At 55.7% G+C, this 17,174-nt stretch carries 15 protein-coding genes; 3 read left to right on the forward strand and 12 right to left on the reverse strand.

Annotated elements, in window-relative coordinates:
- Positions 1-559: 559 nt before the first annotated feature.
- Together EIY72_RS00010 and EIY72_RS29805 are read right to left on the reverse strand one after the other, a co-directional pair.
- Positions 560-856: a cupin domain-containing protein gene (locus tag EIY72_RS00010; protein WP_093218383.1), complete on the reverse strand. Its 297-nt coding sequence runs from the start codon at positions 854-856 to the stop codon at positions 560-562.
- Positions 857-1,611: 755 nt separating this feature from the next.
- Entirely contained in the window at positions 1,612-1,755 is a 144-nt protein-coding gene (locus tag EIY72_RS29805; protein ID WP_165939576.1) for a hypothetical protein, read from the reverse strand.
- 430 nt (positions 1,756-2,185) lie between these two features.
- Here EIY72_RS29805 and EIY72_RS00015 point away from each other — a divergent pair, with 430 nt between their 5' ends.
- Positions 2,186-2,395 carry a hypothetical protein gene (locus EIY72_RS00015; RefSeq protein WP_093218374.1) on the forward strand — a complete coding sequence of 70 codons (210 nt, stop codon included), beginning with the start codon at positions 2,186-2,188 and terminating at the stop codon, positions 2,393-2,395.
- 425 nt (positions 2,396-2,820) lie between these two features.
- On the forward strand, positions 2,821-3,540 hold the full coding sequence (locus tag EIY72_RS00020; RefSeq protein WP_132680093.1) for a hypothetical protein: 720 nt from the start codon (positions 2,821-2,823) through the stop codon (positions 3,538-3,540).
- Between the two features lie 49 nt (positions 3,541-3,589).
- On the opposite strand, the gene EIY72_RS00025 is transcribed toward EIY72_RS00020, so the two are convergent.
- Positions 3,590-4,111: a lysis system i-spanin subunit Rz gene (locus EIY72_RS00025; RefSeq protein WP_093218371.1), complete on the reverse strand. Its 522-nt coding sequence runs from the start codon at positions 4,109-4,111 to the stop codon at positions 3,590-3,592.
- A complete protein-coding gene (locus EIY72_RS00030) occupies positions 4,108-4,533 on the reverse strand; it encodes a cell wall hydrolase (RefSeq protein WP_093218368.1) in 426 nt (141 codons plus the stop codon). Before EIY72_RS00030 ends, EIY72_RS00025 begins: the two co-directional genes overlap by 4 nt.
- A gap of 151 nt (positions 4,534-4,684) precedes the next feature.
- Here EIY72_RS00030 and EIY72_RS00035 point away from each other — a divergent pair, with 151 nt between their 5' ends.
- Positions 4,685-5,704 (forward strand): NAD-dependent epimerase/dehydratase family protein, encoded by a 1,020-nt coding sequence (locus EIY72_RS00035; RefSeq protein ID WP_093218365.1) that lies wholly within the window; start codon positions 4,685-4,687, stop codon positions 5,702-5,704.
- Positions 5,705-5,784: 80 nt separating this feature from the next.
- Here the strand turns inward: EIY72_RS00035 and EIY72_RS00040 are convergent, their stop codons facing one another.
- The 8 genes from EIY72_RS00040 to EIY72_RS00080 form a co-directional block, all read right to left on the reverse strand.
- Positions 5,785-7,962: a hypothetical protein gene (locus EIY72_RS00040; protein WP_132680094.1), complete on the reverse strand. Its 2,178-nt coding sequence runs from the start codon at positions 7,960-7,962 to the stop codon at positions 5,785-5,787.
- A gap of 179 nt (positions 7,963-8,141) precedes the next feature.
- Positions 8,142-8,606 (reverse strand): hypothetical protein, encoded by a 465-nt coding sequence (locus EIY72_RS00045; protein WP_093218360.1) that lies wholly within the window; start codon positions 8,604-8,606, stop codon positions 8,142-8,144.
- A gap of 12 nt (positions 8,607-8,618) precedes the next feature.
- Positions 8,619-11,657: a host specificity factor TipJ family phage tail protein gene (locus tag EIY72_RS00050; protein ID WP_093218357.1), complete on the reverse strand. Its 3,039-nt coding sequence runs from the start codon at positions 11,655-11,657 to the stop codon at positions 8,619-8,621.
- Positions 11,599-12,033, reverse strand: coding sequence for an NlpC/P60 family protein (locus EIY72_RS00055; RefSeq protein WP_093218355.1), 435 nt, complete (start codon positions 12,031-12,033; stop codon positions 11,599-11,601). The genes EIY72_RS00050 and EIY72_RS00055 overlap by 59 nt, the downstream gene beginning before the upstream one ends.
- Positions 12,034-12,044: 11 nt before the next feature.
- On the reverse strand, positions 12,045-12,527 hold the full coding sequence (locus EIY72_RS00060; protein ID WP_093218352.1) for a DUF1833 family protein: 483 nt from the start codon (positions 12,525-12,527) through the stop codon (positions 12,045-12,047).
- Positions 12,524-15,955 (reverse strand): phage tail tape measure protein, encoded by a 3,432-nt coding sequence (locus EIY72_RS00065; protein WP_093230402.1) that lies wholly within the window; start codon positions 15,953-15,955, stop codon positions 12,524-12,526. Before EIY72_RS00065 ends, EIY72_RS00060 begins: the two co-directional genes overlap by 4 nt.
- 348 nt (positions 15,956-16,303) lie before the next feature.
- Positions 16,304-16,633, reverse strand: a complete 330-nt coding sequence (locus EIY72_RS00075) for a hypothetical protein (protein ID WP_093218349.1) — start codon at positions 16,631-16,633, stop codon at positions 16,304-16,306.
- 40 nt (positions 16,634-16,673) lie between these two features.
- On the reverse strand, positions 16,674-17,174 hold the full coding sequence (locus EIY72_RS00080; protein WP_093218346.1) for a hypothetical protein: 501 nt from the start codon (positions 17,172-17,174) through the stop codon (positions 16,674-16,676).

Here is a 17,174-nt window from a genome sequence, read left to right on the forward strand (position 1 = left end):
ATTTTCAGAAGTTTTCAAGGATTTCCTTAACAACTTCAACCACTTGCGCTTCCGATCTCTCGTTAGCGGGAGGCGAATTCTACAGCGTTACACGCTGCTGTCAACACCTCTTTTTCTCCGCTTTCGACCGAGAAGACCGAACCGTCAAAAGAGCCTTACAACACCGCCCCTTCAACTCCTTCCAGGCTTCGATGAACTGAAGCAACCTGCTGCCGAATACTGCGTAACTCTTTGTTTATCAAGGAGTTTTCCGTTTCGACTGCGCCGGAAGTGGGGCGAATTATAGACATCTGAAATCTGCCGTCAACAGGTAATTTCATATTTCTGTCATATCGGTCAATAAAGCTCCGAATGCAAGGCCTGGCCTGCGATCGGCACTCAGTCCTGCGCCATCCTCAGCGCTGCCAGCCAACTACTGTAATCATGATCCAATGCCCTCATAAGAATCGCTTCTATATAGAAGAGCGTTATGGAGCCACTGCCGATCACGAGCGAGCCCGACCTGTAGAAGCAAAGCAGTGCCAGTACCTCGCCGGTGACGCCGGACGCTTGGGGTCACTCAGATGTCGATAATGACTAACGTACCAGAGCTTCCGGGCAACACGGCGTGCGAAACCCCAGCTTCAGCTAGAAAGATCTGCCCCTCCTCAACAGTAACGGCCTGACCACCAACACTCAGCATCAGCCGCCCTGAAATGACCAGCAAACCTTCGGTGCAATCATGCACCTCTGCCGCTGAAGACATTTCATCCATGCGAAGTACTTTGATATTGGATTCACCGACCCGCCCAATGACGGTCGATGTCCAGGCTTGAGGTAAGCCCTTCGAGATCAAATCAAGATCCAACAATGCCATAGAAATATCCCTATTTAGTCCAACCCTGTTTGTACCCACTGACACCATTCACAACCAACGGCAGGAAACACGTGCGTCGCGAGGAGATTACACTCCAACATCACCCTCGGCAGAAGCTTGAAGAGCTGAATGCCTGAAAAGAGGTCAAAAATACACTCCGGTGCAGTCATGAAATGGCAAAAAAATGTCGGCAAAAGCTAATCTTCTTTAACCAGCCCCGGTGTAGCGTTGGAATTCCGTCAAGCAAGATCGAAGCTACGTGCTTTCGTATCACCCTGTGCGCTTCGCCCTGTCATCTGGAAAACCTCTGGGCTAAGGTTTTTACTCAAAGGATTCTCATCGGCCTCACGCCAGCAGCATAGTTGGCAGTCATAAGGTTTAATTGTGACGAATAAGGAATTGCTGAACGCTGCAGCAAAGGCTGCGGGAATCTCAGGAAACTGGCGCGAGCTTCCTGGCAGACCTGAACGGTTCATAAGAGACAATTTCAAAGGATGGGACCCACTTTCAGACGACGGGGACGCCTTACGGTTATCCGCGGCCCTCGCCATCAATGTTATCTACATGCGAGACGGGGACGTTGTCACTGTCAAGGCGGGAGGTTTTCTAACGGGCTTGCTGCAAGGTGAAAGTGTCATTGTTGCAACCCGTCGCGCGATCGTCAGCGCAGCGGCCGAAATAGGTCGCACGATGCGATAAAAACCTATTCGGTCGGAAAGATCGGCCCGCAGCCATACGGGGTAGCGATGATTAAGTCAGGTCCGCTTTTTCCCCTTTGCCCAACCCGCAATCATCAGCGCCACCCCAGGAATCCAAAGACCTGGTGCGGTGATCGCAAAACCACAGATAGCCAATGCTAACCCAGTTGAAAACAATGGGTTTCGAAATACCTTTTCCATACCCGCCTCCTTAAGAACGCACCTCATAAAATCACAAAACTGAAGGTACACGATTTGCTCGCCAGACGCTGACGCATTATCCATGCATCGGAAAAGACCTTCACCGAGTAATTTTTACGTAGGCACAAAAAAGCCGATCTAGTTGATCGGCTTAACTGTCTGGTTTTACTCAGGAATAATGGTCGGGACGGAGTGATTCGAACACTCGACCCCTAGCACCCCATGTTGGGACCTGTAGCGAGCTAAGCTATTGTTTTAAAACGATTAGCACCCTCTTTAAGGGCGGCAAAAAACCCGCTTTTTTGTGGTTTTGCAAACGAAAACACGCAGCCTCCAGCGGAGGTTTTGCGCACCTATCTCCGGCGTTCTGCCGAACTGAACTCCCCCATCCAAACCGGTGCTACGCTGACCTCATACCCGAGGATTCACGATGCCACACTCAGACCTGCTCCCTTCCCTTCTCTTCAAAATCAATGAAAACCAGCTCGCCCTGGAAGCCGCCATCATGGAGCTTTCCAACTGGGTCGAAGCCCGTGGCTCCGCCGATGTCGCCGACAATGTGCGCGGCGCCCTGGAAGCCATCGACAAGAATGAAGAGTTCATCAAGATGACGCTCGCGGTGATGATGACGCCTGAGTAACCACAGACATCGAGTGATGTTGTGAGGATTGTCTGGAGTTTTTGGTCCGGGGCTTTAAATGGGCTTCAGGGGGTGTTTCACCCCCCAATGCCCCTAAAAAACGCTGGATTGGTACAAAAAGTGGTACGAGAAATCACCCTCCCGCCTCCGACCGCTACACCTTTCTCTTTTATCGAGCATCGACTCCTACACAACTCAGGCCACCTGCATCTCACTGCTTAACAGGAGATACCAAATTCAGCTTGCCCTTGAGGCTGCCATCATGGAGCTTACTCTCTGAGCTGCTCAACGCTATGTGCTTGAGTTCGTAGGAATGTTCGAAGAGCGTTGCAAGCACCTAGCGTAATGAAGGAATTATCAAAACTACGCTCTCGGTGGTATTGAAGCCGGAGTGACTTAGTGGCACTTAAAGGGAGAAGCAAGCAATGACATTCGTTTTAAATATTCTACACAAGGATTTCACTCTTATTGCTAGCGACCGCAGGGGTAATGCACCTGAATCGATAACGATGACAGTTGGAAATTTATCCATTACCACTAACGGTGGAGGAACGATAGACGGATTTAAAAAAACCAAGCTAAACAAAAACAATAATGTAGCAGTGAGTGCTGCCGGAACCACAAACGAGCACCTCTATCTCGATCAAATAAAAGACTTATCGGACCCATCCGAAGTCATAAACATAGTTAGATCATGCGCAGAAAATCATTTCAACTTCGATGCCAGAGACGAACTAGTTAACGCTTTACCTCAAATGGAAAACCAAACAATAGTTTCATTCTTTGATGAAAAAACCAGCTCATTCTTCACCACTCTCCACATTTACACGAAATTTAGTAACTACAATACTATAAACGTTCGCAGAGCTAACCCTCAGCCGATCCTCCTACATTTAGGAACTGGCAGCTCCAGCTTTGAAAATACAATCGGCATTGATGAAATCAATTCTTTTATTGAGCGCGTTACAAATGGTGCAAACGTAGATGAAATTCTAGAATGGCTTGATATTGCATTTGAAAAAGTAAGCCTGGTTGCCGAAGGCTGTAGTGCAGATTATGACGCCGTAATTTCCACCAGAAGCAACCCTTACTTCGTCTCACTTAGAAGCACTGAAACGACTACATTTAAGCCACATGCATTTTAAAACCCAGTGATATTTTTTGATGAGCTGATGACACTTATCCATCAGCTTATTAATTTGTTGACCTTATGTTCCGCACGTAGTCTTGGCATGCGCGTAAGGCAATCAATCCCCGGTCACCTTCGTCGGTGATGGAGACAATTCGTTGAGCATGCGCTGGGTCAAGTCGGGCGCGCGTTCCTCCATGAACCATGCCGCCGGCGCCGGTATAGGCTGGCACTGAATAGCCACTGGCTGAATCTGCGGCGTCGAGAAGGACTGACAGCCTGAGCTCAGCAGTAGCAAGGCGGTCACGCACGTGATCCTGTTTCGTTTGAGCATCGCTCAGTTCCTTGTAATGGGTTTGGTCGATGGCTTCCAAGCGCTGCTCAAGCACCAGACGTTTGTCTTGATCGGCGCGGACCTTGGCCGCGGCTGCGTTGCTGATCATGGATAAATCGTCTTTGTGCAGATCGGATTGCTCGGCCAGCTGCTTGCCATAGCGCCAGTCCTGAACCTTCCAGGTGGCGCCGGTGGTTATGAGCAGCAACACCAACACGCCGATCAGTACGAACTTCAGCGTTGCGGGATTCATGGGACGTCCTTGAAGAAGACGTGCCCGCCAAGTTTGAGGGTCTGCTTCGCCTTGGCTGCCCAAACTGGCGGTGTCTTCATGGCGATCGCGTAGTAATGCGTGGCCCCACCGGTGGGATCAGGCACCTTGCCGGCCATCACCTGCTCAGCCGCGATCTGTGCCTGGGCAAATTCGCGGAACGGGATCGCTCTTGCGCCGCTCAGGAAGGGGAAGTTCGGGTCGCTCTTGTTCCAGCAACTGAACTGGTACGGCTTCTGGCACACGCCGATGTAGCCTTCGCCCCACCATGACTTGGGCTTGCCGTCATTTACGCGGTTGCGGATAGTCCAGGCTACGGCGATCTGGCCAGCCAACGATTCGCCACGAGCCTCGCCCCACAAGGTGCGGGCAAGAATATCGCGATCTTTTTCAGTTTCAGTCATGCGTTTCTCCAGGCGTAACAATTCCGCACCAGGCGGTGCTAATTTTTTTTGATCTGTGGATTCACTCAGGCCACAACAGTCATGTAGCTGGTAGAATTAGGAAAAAATTTATGTATTAAAAATTTCAGGCTGAAGCTATTTAAGGACAAATATGAACTGCGCTGTGATCTTTGGAGGTTCCGGTTTTATTGGCACCTTCTTTGCCAAACACCTAATCGAATCGAAAACAGTTGACGTGGTTTATTTGTACGATAAAGAGCAGGTAGGCCAAAAGCCTTTTCCCTATAGAGAAGCTTTGATTACTCAGACTTCAAACATCAAAGAAGTAAATGGCGACGTTCGAAAACCTATAGTGTGGACTCCACAAGAAAGTGTTTATCTGGTAGCAAATTTCGCCGCTGTTCACAGAGAGCCCGGGCATGAAGATTTTGAATATTACGAAACCAATCTACTAGGTGCTGAGCATGTATGCGCATGGGCCGAGCAGATAAATTGCAGCAATATAATTTTCACCAGTTCCATTTCCCCATACGGTCCAAGCGATCAAGCTAAAGACGAGCGCTCTACTCCATCGCCAACCACGGCTTACGGTGGCTCGAAACTCGCCGCCGAAAAAATTCATCAGATGTGGCTTGCTGCCGATCAGAAAACACGGCACTTAGTTATTGCTCGCCCCGGCGTGGTATTCGGTCCAAGTGAGGGAGGCAACGTATCTCGATTAATCAAGTCGGTTTTGAACCGATACTTTTTTTACACCGGCAATCGTGAAACCAGAAAAGCCGGCACATACGTGAAAGAGCTTTGTATAGCAATGTTGTGGGTTCTGAAAAAGCAGCATGCCAACAAGTCCAACCTCTCACTATTCAACATGACTATGAATCCAGGCCCCTCCATCGAGGAGTACGTGAAATCAGTCTGCATAGTTGCCAAAATAAAAAGACGAGTACCCTCGGTGCCATTCACATTATTATTGTCAGCTTCTCATTGCATTGATGCAATTGCGACACCACTGGGAATACAGCACCCTTTCAAACCGACCAGAGTGAAAAAACTAGTAAAATCTAACAACATCTTACCAACCTTTCTTTTAGAAAATGGCTATTCGTATGAATATACATTGGAGTCAGCCTTATCGGATTGGAAAAAAAACAATCCAGATGAATGGACTTAACAACCCATCACGCAAAACATTTGATTGGCATATTTCTCCGAGGCATGAAAAAGCCCGCACGGGGCGGGCACTTGCAATTGCTATTTGAGAATTGTTGAGTACAGGCCCGTAATGTACGTTATCCGGCTGTTCATCCCGATACCAGTTACGCCGAACCGGGCCTTGTAGTAAGCAGTACCCGCCGGCGCTACTGCTTGCCTAGCCCAAACGTGTGCGCTCCACTCGCCCATAATCAACTCACTATTACCATAGTCGTTTGATACCTCACTTGTTGTGAGCAACACCTCATCCGCAGAACTGAAGAACTGGAGTCGGCATGTAATCGAACACTGGGCGGCAGTTACGTCAGCCGGAAATTTAGCAAATAGGTTCGCCAATACGACATCACCTGGGGCGCATGGAGTTTTATCATTGGCGTCAAGAATGTAATAACTACCACTTGCTGCACCTGTGATCTTGATCGCTTTACCCCCCAAAACAGATGCCGACGCAGCCTCGATAACACTTGGCGCTCCGCCAGCAACGCGTGTATATCCGGTCGGAGCGGCTGTTGAGCCTTCAGCGTCCAAAGTAAATGTCGGATTGCGCTGATGGTTCACCGCCCAACTAGGCAGAGTGGCCCGGTGCTGGTTGACAATTGCCTTTCGCCGGAGCGTTATACGTGGGTCTACTAGAAACAATTTTGCTGGAGTGTTATCCGTACCGATTTTGCGATACTCGTAATCCAGCTCCAGTTGGACCTTACTTGATCCCCGAAATACGTTTCCTGGCGGAGTTACCGCAGATACCCCGATAAATTGGACTAGGCACTGTGTACCGGTGTCCGCAGAGCTCGCCGACTCCTCAAGCAAAATGCCGCCGACACCATCATGAGCACGCACACCGCCAATACCTTCCATATGCCCACCGTGTACGGTAATTTTCTTGTACAAACGGTGTAGGCGGAAAACTGTCCCTATGTAGTCATAGGAGCAGTTAGTTAAGTTCACATCAAAACCGTCGCAGTACCACCGAAAAGCAGTAGTACAGTTGGCAAAAGTACATCCAATAAAATGAATATTTTCGCCAGAATCTAGAACGTTAGCCATCGACGGCTCGCCAAAAACCACAAGCTCATCGTTAAGCTCTAAGTGAACCTTTTCAAACGTCGCGATATAGTTTCGAAACCGATTAAACTTAATCGCAATGGCATACCCCTCGATATTATATTCACAGGACGTATACCGTGCAGTGGGGCTGAGTTCGCCAAGGTCCGTCCGTGAACCAATTTCCAAGCCGATACAGCCCGCTCTGCCCAGCATGTTATGGAAGGTAAAACCACCGTCGGCACCATTAATGAAGGGACCGCGCATCCATTGCTGCTTGTTAATCACCGCAGTATTCGACGAATAGTCTCCAGTAGCAGCAGTGAAGTGGAATGCAGAGTCATTTGCAACTTCGGTCTGAAATACGACCATACCGACAGATTTTATTTTGACGAAAGCAGACAGAGTGATCTTAGATTTTACTTTGTATATGGAGCCGGGAAATTGAATTACATTCTGAATCCCAGGGCCATATGTGTTGAATCGCGTGCGAATCAGATCGTTAGCCGCCTGAATTGCCGGGGCCCAGTCCCACGTTTGAGGGGCATGTGCATCCGGCTTCTCCGTGATTAGAGAGGTGAACTCATTTTCCCAAATGTTGATTGGCTGCAACGAAAGAATGTAATCGACCGACGACTCCGCCGCGAGGGTGGGTCGCCGGGTCCAGCCGACCCGACCTGCACCAGTGGGTTCCGCCAAGTCCTGCCGAATGCTTTGATCATTTCGCAGGACAAGGTGAGTTGCGTCGGTGGCCCACTCCCCTGTAAGGCCGTATGGGAATGAGGCGGGACGTTTAACGGTGTACAGGCTCCCCCCGCGATCTACCAGCTGCGTAACGCGATCAACCCGGAGTGGCGAGCCGTCTACGTAGACAAGTGGGTCATTCTCAAAGCCAGACCCGTCCAGCCAAGTGTTGAATTGGTCTTCACGATTCCCTTGTGTAGCATCAAAAACTTCCGTCCGGTGTACTTGGGCGGCGTCAAACTCTGACTCACGTCGCACCTGGTCGACGTTATGTTCCGCCTCCATCCCCTTCCAGGACTTCCGTGGAACCCCCTTTCGATCGGGGTAAGACGCCTCTTGGCCGTTGACGAAATAGTCGAGGTTACGGGCGTTATCAGACAGATCCTTCGGAGAGGTCGATCCGATCGGGTTACCGGTGTTGTAGGCCATGGTTATCGAGCTCGCAGAATACGCCAACGGCGCCGCGAAAGAGGCGGTACCGAGAGCGCTGATTTGTAGTAATTGCCGGCGATTAACCATGACGACCAAACCTGGGAACGGGAAAGGCCGGCAGTATACCGGTGGGATGTCATAAGTTCGTGCAGGTCTGAGCAGGCCGACACTGTGTGTTATTCGTCGAAGTGGCGGGGCCACTCCAGATTCACTGCCCTGTCGAAGATGTCCGACATAAGGACGTATTCCGGCAGGATCAGGATCCATTCAGGGTCCAACAACGGCCGCTTCAGCAGTTCCAGGTTCGCGGTGAAACGCCAGAAACTGTCGCCCACCAACGTCGGGCCGCTATAGATATCGGTGAACCGGGCCTGATAGGTCTCCAGCCCCAGCGGCGTTTTCAGCGGGCACTCAAAGGACAACGTACCGGACATCAGCACGTACTCGAACCACCCTTCAAACAGTTGGCTCTCGGCATCGTCCAGCAGCCACGTCACGGAAGCGGTTGTAGGCACCGAGGTGTATCGGCGCCGCTGCCTGGAGCGCCCGCTTTGCAGTTCCGATCGGACCATGGGGCTGACCGACTGGAACCCGTAGCCGTCCCGCTGCGGCAGCGGCAGACCCTCTGGGTATGAAATCATTACGTCGTGTCCTTATGCCGGTGCAGCGCTGTTGTCGTACAGATAGACCCGGGCGTCGTAGGGAATCGCTTCAACCGACACCCGCCCTTCGCTCGAAGGGTTGGCCACGGTCATCAGTACGGGGTAGCACCAACGGGTGCTTTCCCCGAACAGCAGGTGCGGCGGCTCGATGTCCCACGACAGGTCCGGCACAAAATCCAAAGTCGGCACAGCCAGCCGGTACTCATCGACCCGGGCGGCTGGCCAGGGACCGCTGAGCGTGCCGTCCGGCCGGCGAAGTCCGACCACGTGCGCGGCGCCGTCCTTCCAGGGCAACGGTTCCGAGCTTTCCAACACCAGCGAGCCGGCACTGGGTGTTATCGACATGAGGATTGAGCTTTGGCCGTACCCGGGGATGTCATCCGCGGCGGCCACGTAGCTCAAGTAGTTAGAGTTGAGCGCATCCAATTCGGTCTCCCAACTGAACGAGTCGCCGCGAAACTTCTGATGCCCGCGCCGGCGCATGCCGATCTGATAGGCCTTGTTGCGATCAGACACACCGGGGATTTTGATTTTCTCGACCTTCAACCCCAGATCCCCCGGCCACCGGCATTCAACGGTCTCCGCCTGCCAGGTCAGGGCGCTGACGTATTCAACGTCGACCCCATCAAAGTCATCCGGTGACGGAAAGATGATTCGCCGTTTCAGCGCTTTGGTCATGTTCTGCGGGGTGTACATCTGCTCAAACACCGAGCGCGGTTCGTCGCGCACTGGGCGCAACAGGCCGCGGCTGACCGTCAGCTCGGAAAACCCGGCCGCCAACACGTCGTTCAGAGCGTCCTTGATCGTGCTGACGTCATCGATAGTCATGTCGAAGCAGTCGCCCCGGGCGCGAAACACCTCGTGGAGTCGATCCAGCTCGGCGAGATCGATGTCCGCATCGGTGTAGCCGGCGGACTTGGCGACGTACATAAACCACGGCACGATGTCGCGCGTCGGCGCCTCGCCGACCCAGCCACCACCGGAACGCACCGGCAGCACCCGGGTCGCTTCGACACTGACCAGGTTTTCCGACTGTGCCGACAGCCGATCGCCGTTTCGCACGCGCACGGCGATGGTGGTCATGCCGTCGTAGCGCAGCGGCGCCCCGACCATCTTGCCGCGCAGGCCGTACCACACGGTGTCGTCGCGCTTCTCGTTGTCGATACGCCCAGGCTGGTGTACGAATCGCTGTTTGATCCGCGCTTCGGGCCGCATGGCATAGGGCAGTACCACTTTGCTGGTAAAGCCCTGAGCATCCAGCGAGCCGCCGTTGTGCTGCATATCGATCACTGTCCACGCTCCGGACAGCGCCATGTCACGGTATTCGAAGGTGTGGTAGGCATTGACCGGGTAGATCTGCCCTTCCCGCCCGACACCGCACAAGCCTTGCGGGAACAACACGTCCCATTCGATTTCCGTCACTCGCTCGCCTTCAGGGCAGCAGGCGAAAGGCCCTCGATATCCGCCCTGCAGGTTCGATGCGTCGAGCATGACCACACCATTCATGGTCTCCATGTAGCTGAAACCAGGCCACGATGTATCGGGGGCCCCACTGGCGGTCAGGCGCTCCACGGCAAGCATGGTTGCGCTGTAGGAAGTGATCCGGTATCGCAGGCCTCGCGGGCCGATGGTGGCGAGCCCCACGCCAGGGATCAATCCAACGGCCGGAGTTCCACCTTCAAAATTGAGTGTCATCTGGGCCGGTTGTTCTGGGGTGCCGCTCGTGGTGGGTGTACCGATGGTGCCCGTAGGAGCAACCCCAAAAACCTCAGAAGCCGAACTAACCGCAAGCGTTTGCCCAGAATAAGGCGCTGTTTCGAGGAGCCGTACACGGCCGCCTGACGCGATGGCGGTGTAAGGTGCACCGCCTTTCGCTGTATTGATTGCGGCGACCAGGCTTGCCAGATCCGTTGTTGCAGTGTTCAAGGTCGCGGTGTACGGCGCCCCGCCGCGGGACACCGTGAACGTCAGCGGCGTCACGTCAAAGTTATAACGACTTGGCACGGAGGAGGCTGTCAGCGTCGAGGCGACTCCCGGTGCGGGCGGGATTGCGGGAGCAAATGGCGTATAAGAGTGAACCTCATAAAGGCCTTGGTTAGCGCCGATCACCTCGATTGGCATTCCCACATACGGCGCGAGCATGGCGAGATCACCTCGTAAGATATCGCGCCCGGCACCTACGTCGACCACGGTGTACAGGTAAGGCGACAGCAGCCGGATAATCAGGCCGCTGGACCAATCCGCCGGAAACGAACCGCCACCGGCAGGGATCGAAATGCTGGAGCCATTGAACTGCAGCGCCGACGCCGGAGACGATTGAGTCAAATCAGTGGACAGCGTCAGCTCAAGACCGGCCGAGCCATTGGCACTCGATCCGACTTCCGTCGCGCTGTGCCACCACTGCGCCGCGCTCTGCCCCGACAGATTGTCACCCGGGTTGTAAACGGCGAACTGGGCGTCAGCACCCAGGCTGATCAGGGGCGTTTCGCCCACTTTGATCTTGCTGGTGGGGATCTGATATCTGCCCTTGCCCACGCACAGCAGCATCTCGACCCACTGCTCGCGCGGCGCGGAGAAACGTCGCACCGGTGGCGTCAGGTAGCTGGGGTAAACCCGCTGGTGGCCGGCGATCTCGCGAATGATCTCGCCCAGTTTGATCTTGTTGCCCTTGGCAGATGCCTCGGCCAACGACTCGCCACCATTGGGTGACGTCGACGTACCAGGGATTTTCGGCGCCATCGCCCGCGATACCGCGACCGCGAGCACCGCAACAAGAATGGCGCCGAAGATGGCTGCGGCACCCTTGGGCTCAACGCGAACTTCCACGTCATCCGTAGGAGCGAACTCAAAGTGCGCCCAGCGCGTCGCATCAATGACTTCACCATTCACGGTGATGCTCACCGGCGGCGACTCGCGGGGTTCATAACTCGGGGCAATAGATTTCAGCCACGCCGCCAGCGTCATGCGCCGTTCAGTCTTGTGGGTTTCGAAGGCAACGCCGTCCAGCTTGTTCGGGAATACGCTGATCACGATAGTAAACAACCTTTAGGTAGGTGGCGTTGAAGTCGGAAATACGCAACCAGCGGGCGCCGGCGCCCGGGTTGGTCTCCAGCACGGCGAGGCGATCATCGGCGTTGATCACCACGCCGACGTGAATGCACAGCTCACCGCGGAACACCGCAGCGATGGCACCAGGTTCCGGCTCACAGACCTCCATGACCTGAGAAAGCATGCGATACGCCTGGGTGCACTCCCTCGGTTTGCTTCTGCCAACGCCGCCCAGTTCCGGCAGCAACGGCAAGCCGAACACCTCATGTCGCACAGCGATGCACAGCCCCCAGCAATCGAAGGCAGCCGGACCCCGTCCGCCGTCTTTGTAGGGGGCAAGTAGGTATTTGGTGAGCATGGTTTGGTCCGCTACAGGTACTTCATGCACGGGGCATTGAGTGTGGTGAGCTTGTCGCGAGGGAACGCCCGATTGATCAGATCGGCATATCCGGCGCTGATCTGCACCGTCGTGCCCTCAATCGACGCACCGAGGGCAGTCATTCGATAAGGGGGCTCGGCGGGTGCGGACAGATCGCTCGCCAGGTAACGGCGATAGGTCTGGTTGATCTGTTGCCCCGCCGCCTTGGCCTGATCCATTTTTTGCTGGGCCTCGCCGATGACGTTATCGATCGCAAAGTTCAGCGTCTGGCTGGCACTGTTGCTCTTCCTGGGCAACGAAACATCAATGCCGGCCGCCAAGAACGTCAGAATGCGGCCGTCCTCGGTGCGGCAGGCATGATCATCAAAACCACCACAGATCAGCACCGGTTCCGACCAGGCCGGACAGGTGAGTTCGAAGGTGTCGATGATCACGTCACCACCTGAGGCATACACCCGCTCGATGATACTCATGCCCCCCTCCTCATCCCGTGATAGGTGCCTTCGATTGCCCGGGAATACGGCGAGTCACCGGAAGCCACGCCTTGCTGGAAGTCCTCGCGCACGGCGTCGATGATGACCTGCAGTTGCCCTTTGTCACCGCGCCTGGTCTGGACCTGACTTGCACCATAGTTGTGGATCTCGACGTTCATGCCGCTGTCATTGCTGCCCTGGCCACCGCCTTGAGAGCCGGTAACGAGCGCAGCACCCTGTTGGCCGATCATCGACGTTCTGCCATCGCTCAACGCCTCCAACTTGCCCACGCCGATGCGCGCGGTGGCTTCAGCATCGAAAACGTACTCACCGCGGTGAACAGGACCGGCAATTTCATCGCGCCGACCGTTGCCGGTGTAGCCGCCCTCCATGAAGCCAGCACCCGCCATGGCGGTCATGCCCACGGCAGCCGCAAGCGGGCTGGTGATAGACAGCGCCGTCGCCATGGCAGCGGGAGCCAGCACAGGACCAACGATGGGGATCGCGGCCGTCGACGCGAACGCAGCTAGACCAGCCTGCAACGCCGTTGCCTGAGCATTGGCGCCCATGGTTGCGGCCGCACTGACTTGTGTGGTCTTGCCCACCAGCATCTGCACGCCTTGATAAATCAGCCACTGTGCCGCCATGTCCGCCAGCGCATTGACCAGCGACTTGGCGAAGTTGCCCACCATGTCGCCAAATGCATCGTCAGCATCTTTGGCCCCGGTGGCCACGTCCGAAAAGAAGTTGCCCAGCTCACTCCGCGCACTGCCCAGAGTGCCCGCGGTGAAGTCGGAGGCAATCTGCATGGAGTTCTGTGCCGCATCGGCGTAATTGGCCCAGGCTTCGTTGACACCATTCATCCAGTTCGATTGGTATTCATCGAGCTGGGTGTAATAGCTCTGCTGAGCCAACAGGCGTTTGGCCAGTTCCTCTTCCAGCACGGTGGTTTCATTGGCGTACAGCTCAGGCGAAATCTGCCCGGTGTTGCGTTGCTCGTTCAAGCTGGCCAGGTCGGTGGCGTATTTCTGCCGAAGGGCCAGGTCAGCCCGCATCCGATCCCGGGCTTTGTCACCCAGGCCGATGCCGGCCAGGTCCTGGTCAAATCCGTCCTGTGCGGTTTGCGTGCCGACAGCCTGGGCATTTTTGAAGGCCGTCAGCTTCAGCTCGTCCTCGTTCGCCTTCTTGATTTTGTTCAGCGCATCAAGTTCGGCGGCCATGCCCAGCAGGCGTTTTTTCTGTGCCTCAGACAGTTTGCCGAGCTTGCCTTCCTGAAGTTCAAACGAAAGCTTCGCGACCTCGGTGGCATCCTTCTGCTTGTCGCCGGTGGTGTTGATCAGCTCGATCTGGCGTTTGTAGCCTTCCTCGGTCGACTCGAACGCCTTCAACTGAAGTTTGGCGGCCGATTCCGTCTCGCTGGTGTTCTTTTTCGTGGCCTTGGTTGCCGCGTCGTCGGACGCCTTCTGCGCGTCCTTAGCAGCGGCAGCCGAACGAATGGCTACGACCATCCCTTCGGTGAGGTCTTTGTTCTCGGCGATGAACCGGTTGGCGGCTTCCAGTGCCGTTTTGTCCTGGGCCGCGGCCAATTGCTTTTGCAACTGATCGAGGTAGGCCTGACCGATGCCGGCGGCCTTCGCCTTGGCAGCGGCGTTCTCACGCTCAGCCCGTGTGTTTTCATCAACTACACCGGTGAGCTCGGCAACCGTGTCCTGCTGCTTTTTCAGCACCGCGCTCAGATCAGAAACTTTGATCTGGCCAGACTCCACGGCCCTGGCCATTTCCTCTGTGACTTCTGGATACTCTCGCAGCCGATCAGCAACATTTTTCCAATCAACCGCAATGCCGGACGCCTGGTCTTTCGATGCTTGGCGCACCAACTCCAAAGCCGCTTGAGCTGATGCCGGCAGCGGTACCAGCCCCGCCATCAAGCCGTCAGCACCGGCCGCGCCCATGTTGCGCAGGTCGTTTTCGAACTTGTCGGCGATCCCTTCTGCCATCTGGCCCAGCTTCTGCTGGGTGCTATCGACTTCGGCACGCAGCTCGCGCAACGTGACCGACTGGGTAGCCCGGTTGAGTTTGTTGAAGCGCTCGGTCAGCGTATCGAGTGGGTCACTGAGGTCCCCAAGCTTCTGCTCCAGAACACTGCTGTTGTCGCGAAGCGTCAGGAAGGCGGTCGCGGCGCCGAGGGCGAGCGTGGCCACACCGACCGGCCCACCCAATATGCCAAGCAAACTGACACCGGCTCGGCTGACGCCCTGCTGAGCGGCTGCTACTGCGTTGGTTGCCCGTGTCTCGACCATTCTGGCTTCGGCGAGTTGCAACGACATCTGCGTCTGTACGGCGGTCCCGCGGGCTGCAATGGCTTCCTTTTCTGCCAGAAAGACCGTGGTTTGTGCTTTCTGTTGTTCAGCTTGTGCCGCCAACAAGACGGCGATTGCCTGGGCCTTCCGTGCGACGACGTCCTTGTACGCGGAACGCGCCGCGAGCGCGGCGGAACCAACAGCGCTGGCACCGTAACGAGTGAGGGCTGCAATGGCGGCGACAATGGCGACATCGGCCAACGTTCCCAGATTCTCACCCAGCCCGACGATCCCGCTAGCCAGCACGCCGGTGAAGTCGCTGGTTTCATTCAGGTGATTGATGTACACGCCAAAGGCATTCGACAGACTTTGCAGTGCATCATGCACCGACACGCTCATGCTGTCGGCCAGAACGCCATTCGCAACGGCAGACTTTTGCAAGCCTTCGGTCAGCACATCGAGGCTCAGCTTACCCTGGGCGCCAAGACTGCGAATTTCTTCAGCAGATTGGCCTGTTGCCTTGGCAATGGTGTCGACCACGCTCGGCATCGCGGCAAGAATCGATTGCCAGCCATCCGCCTCGACCTTACCGGTCTGAAGCGCCTTCGAGTAGGCATCGATCGCGGAGCTCGCCTTGTCGGCCGTCGCTGAGTTGGTCACCAGCAGAAAGCTAAAACTGTCCATTACATCCAGCGCTTGGCCGGTGTTGTAACCCATGGACTTCAAGCTGTCCGCTGTCCTGATGTACAGCTCCTGGGCTTCACTTAATGGACGGTAGGTTCGCTGAGCGGTCTCCAGCAAGCGGTCCTGGACTTCGTTGTATTCGCCCACGCTACCGGTGGCCATGCCGATCCGGTCTGACATTTGCCCGAAGGAGTCGGCTGTCGCAATGATCTTGCTGATGGAGGCCGCGCCGACTGCTGCTGCCAGTGCACCCTTAATCAGCCCGGCAGCGTCCTGAGCGCTGTCTCCGGCACGGTCGAACGCCTCATCCACACGACCAAGGCTTTTGTCGATTTTTCCTGAGGCCTGCGAAACGCTGGAGTCAGCACGGGCCATTTCCTGCCGCAGTTGCGCAGTGGTCGCCTCGATGCGAACCAACATCCCCTGAACATCGGTGTCTGCCATGCGTTTCTCCGGGCACAAAAAAGCCCAGCGCTTGGCCGGGCTTCGCACAATCATTACTGCATCTATGAATTCGGACTGTTCGTTTCAGTCGAGACACGACTCAAGCTGCACGCTTGCCTGTTAGCACTTGCCGCAGCTTCTCGGCAACAGTCGAAGGCTTGGGTTTTTCCTTCTGAACCCCTCCCTTGGTACCGAAGGGGTTTGTCATTTGTGCCCACTCAATACGTGCGTCTACTGCCAAGAACAACTCCGGCAGCGGTGTTCGCCAAGCGAGGTCGGGCGGCCATCCAAGCCAGCCAACGGCTATCGAGTACAGCCGATCAACGTAGCTGCCGTCCTCTACTGCACTTACGCCGCCGCTGGCTGATCCTTTCCCGAATCCGGACCCTTCGGGTTGTAAAGCGCGACAAGGTAAGCGTTCAGCTGTACCGAGACTTTGAGGACGCCGGTCTGCCAAACCTGCTCCGCGACCCCCTCAGCGGCCTTGCCGGTCAGCCCGGCACCGCTGGCGATGATGACCGCGCAACCATCGACACTCAGCGCATTGATCGCTTGGGACGCGCCGCGCAGCCCACCGAAATGAGACTCGATGGCCCGTACCGCGCCAAGCGTGGGCTTCAGGGTGTACGCCTCACCATCCAGATCGATCTGGACGGTGCCATAAAGCGTTTGATTCATGGGAGATGATCCTTTGGACGCGGGGCCGAAGCCCCGCAGGTTAAGGGGTGACCGGCGCCGGGAGAACTTCCAGGATGTCGGAGTTGATGCCGATCGTGACATTGCGGCGCACCACGTTGTCAGCGGCGCCTGCGGCGACGGTGTTGTTCATGACCTTGCCGCGCATGTAGAACGTGGTCGGCAGGACTGGCGGGACCGCATCGGTGTCACCGTCATTGAGGGTGATCTTGATGTTGTAATCACCCTTGCTGCGGTCCTTGTGCGCTACCTTCAGCGACGCCTGGCCAGCGTCGCCGTTATCCAGGCCCACGGTCAGGGTCAAGTCGCCGGCATCAGCGGTGCCCTTGTATTTACGCACCCGACCATCACGCAGGGACGTGAAAGTCACCGAACTGAAGGTGTCGCCGAACTCGCCCAGGTCTTCGATCTCGCCGACTTCGACATAGACGTCGGCCTTGTAGAGCGCTTCGGTGTCTGCGCCGGACTTCGTACCGATTGAAAATCGGCAGCCGGCGGCTGTGTTGAGGTTGTCATCGGCCAT

The sequence above is a fragment of the Pseudomonas vancouverensis genome, from assembly GCF_004348895.1.
In the GTDB taxonomy this organism is placed as follows: Bacteria; Pseudomonadota; Gammaproteobacteria; order Pseudomonadales; family Pseudomonadaceae; genus Aquipseudomonas; species Aquipseudomonas vancouverensis.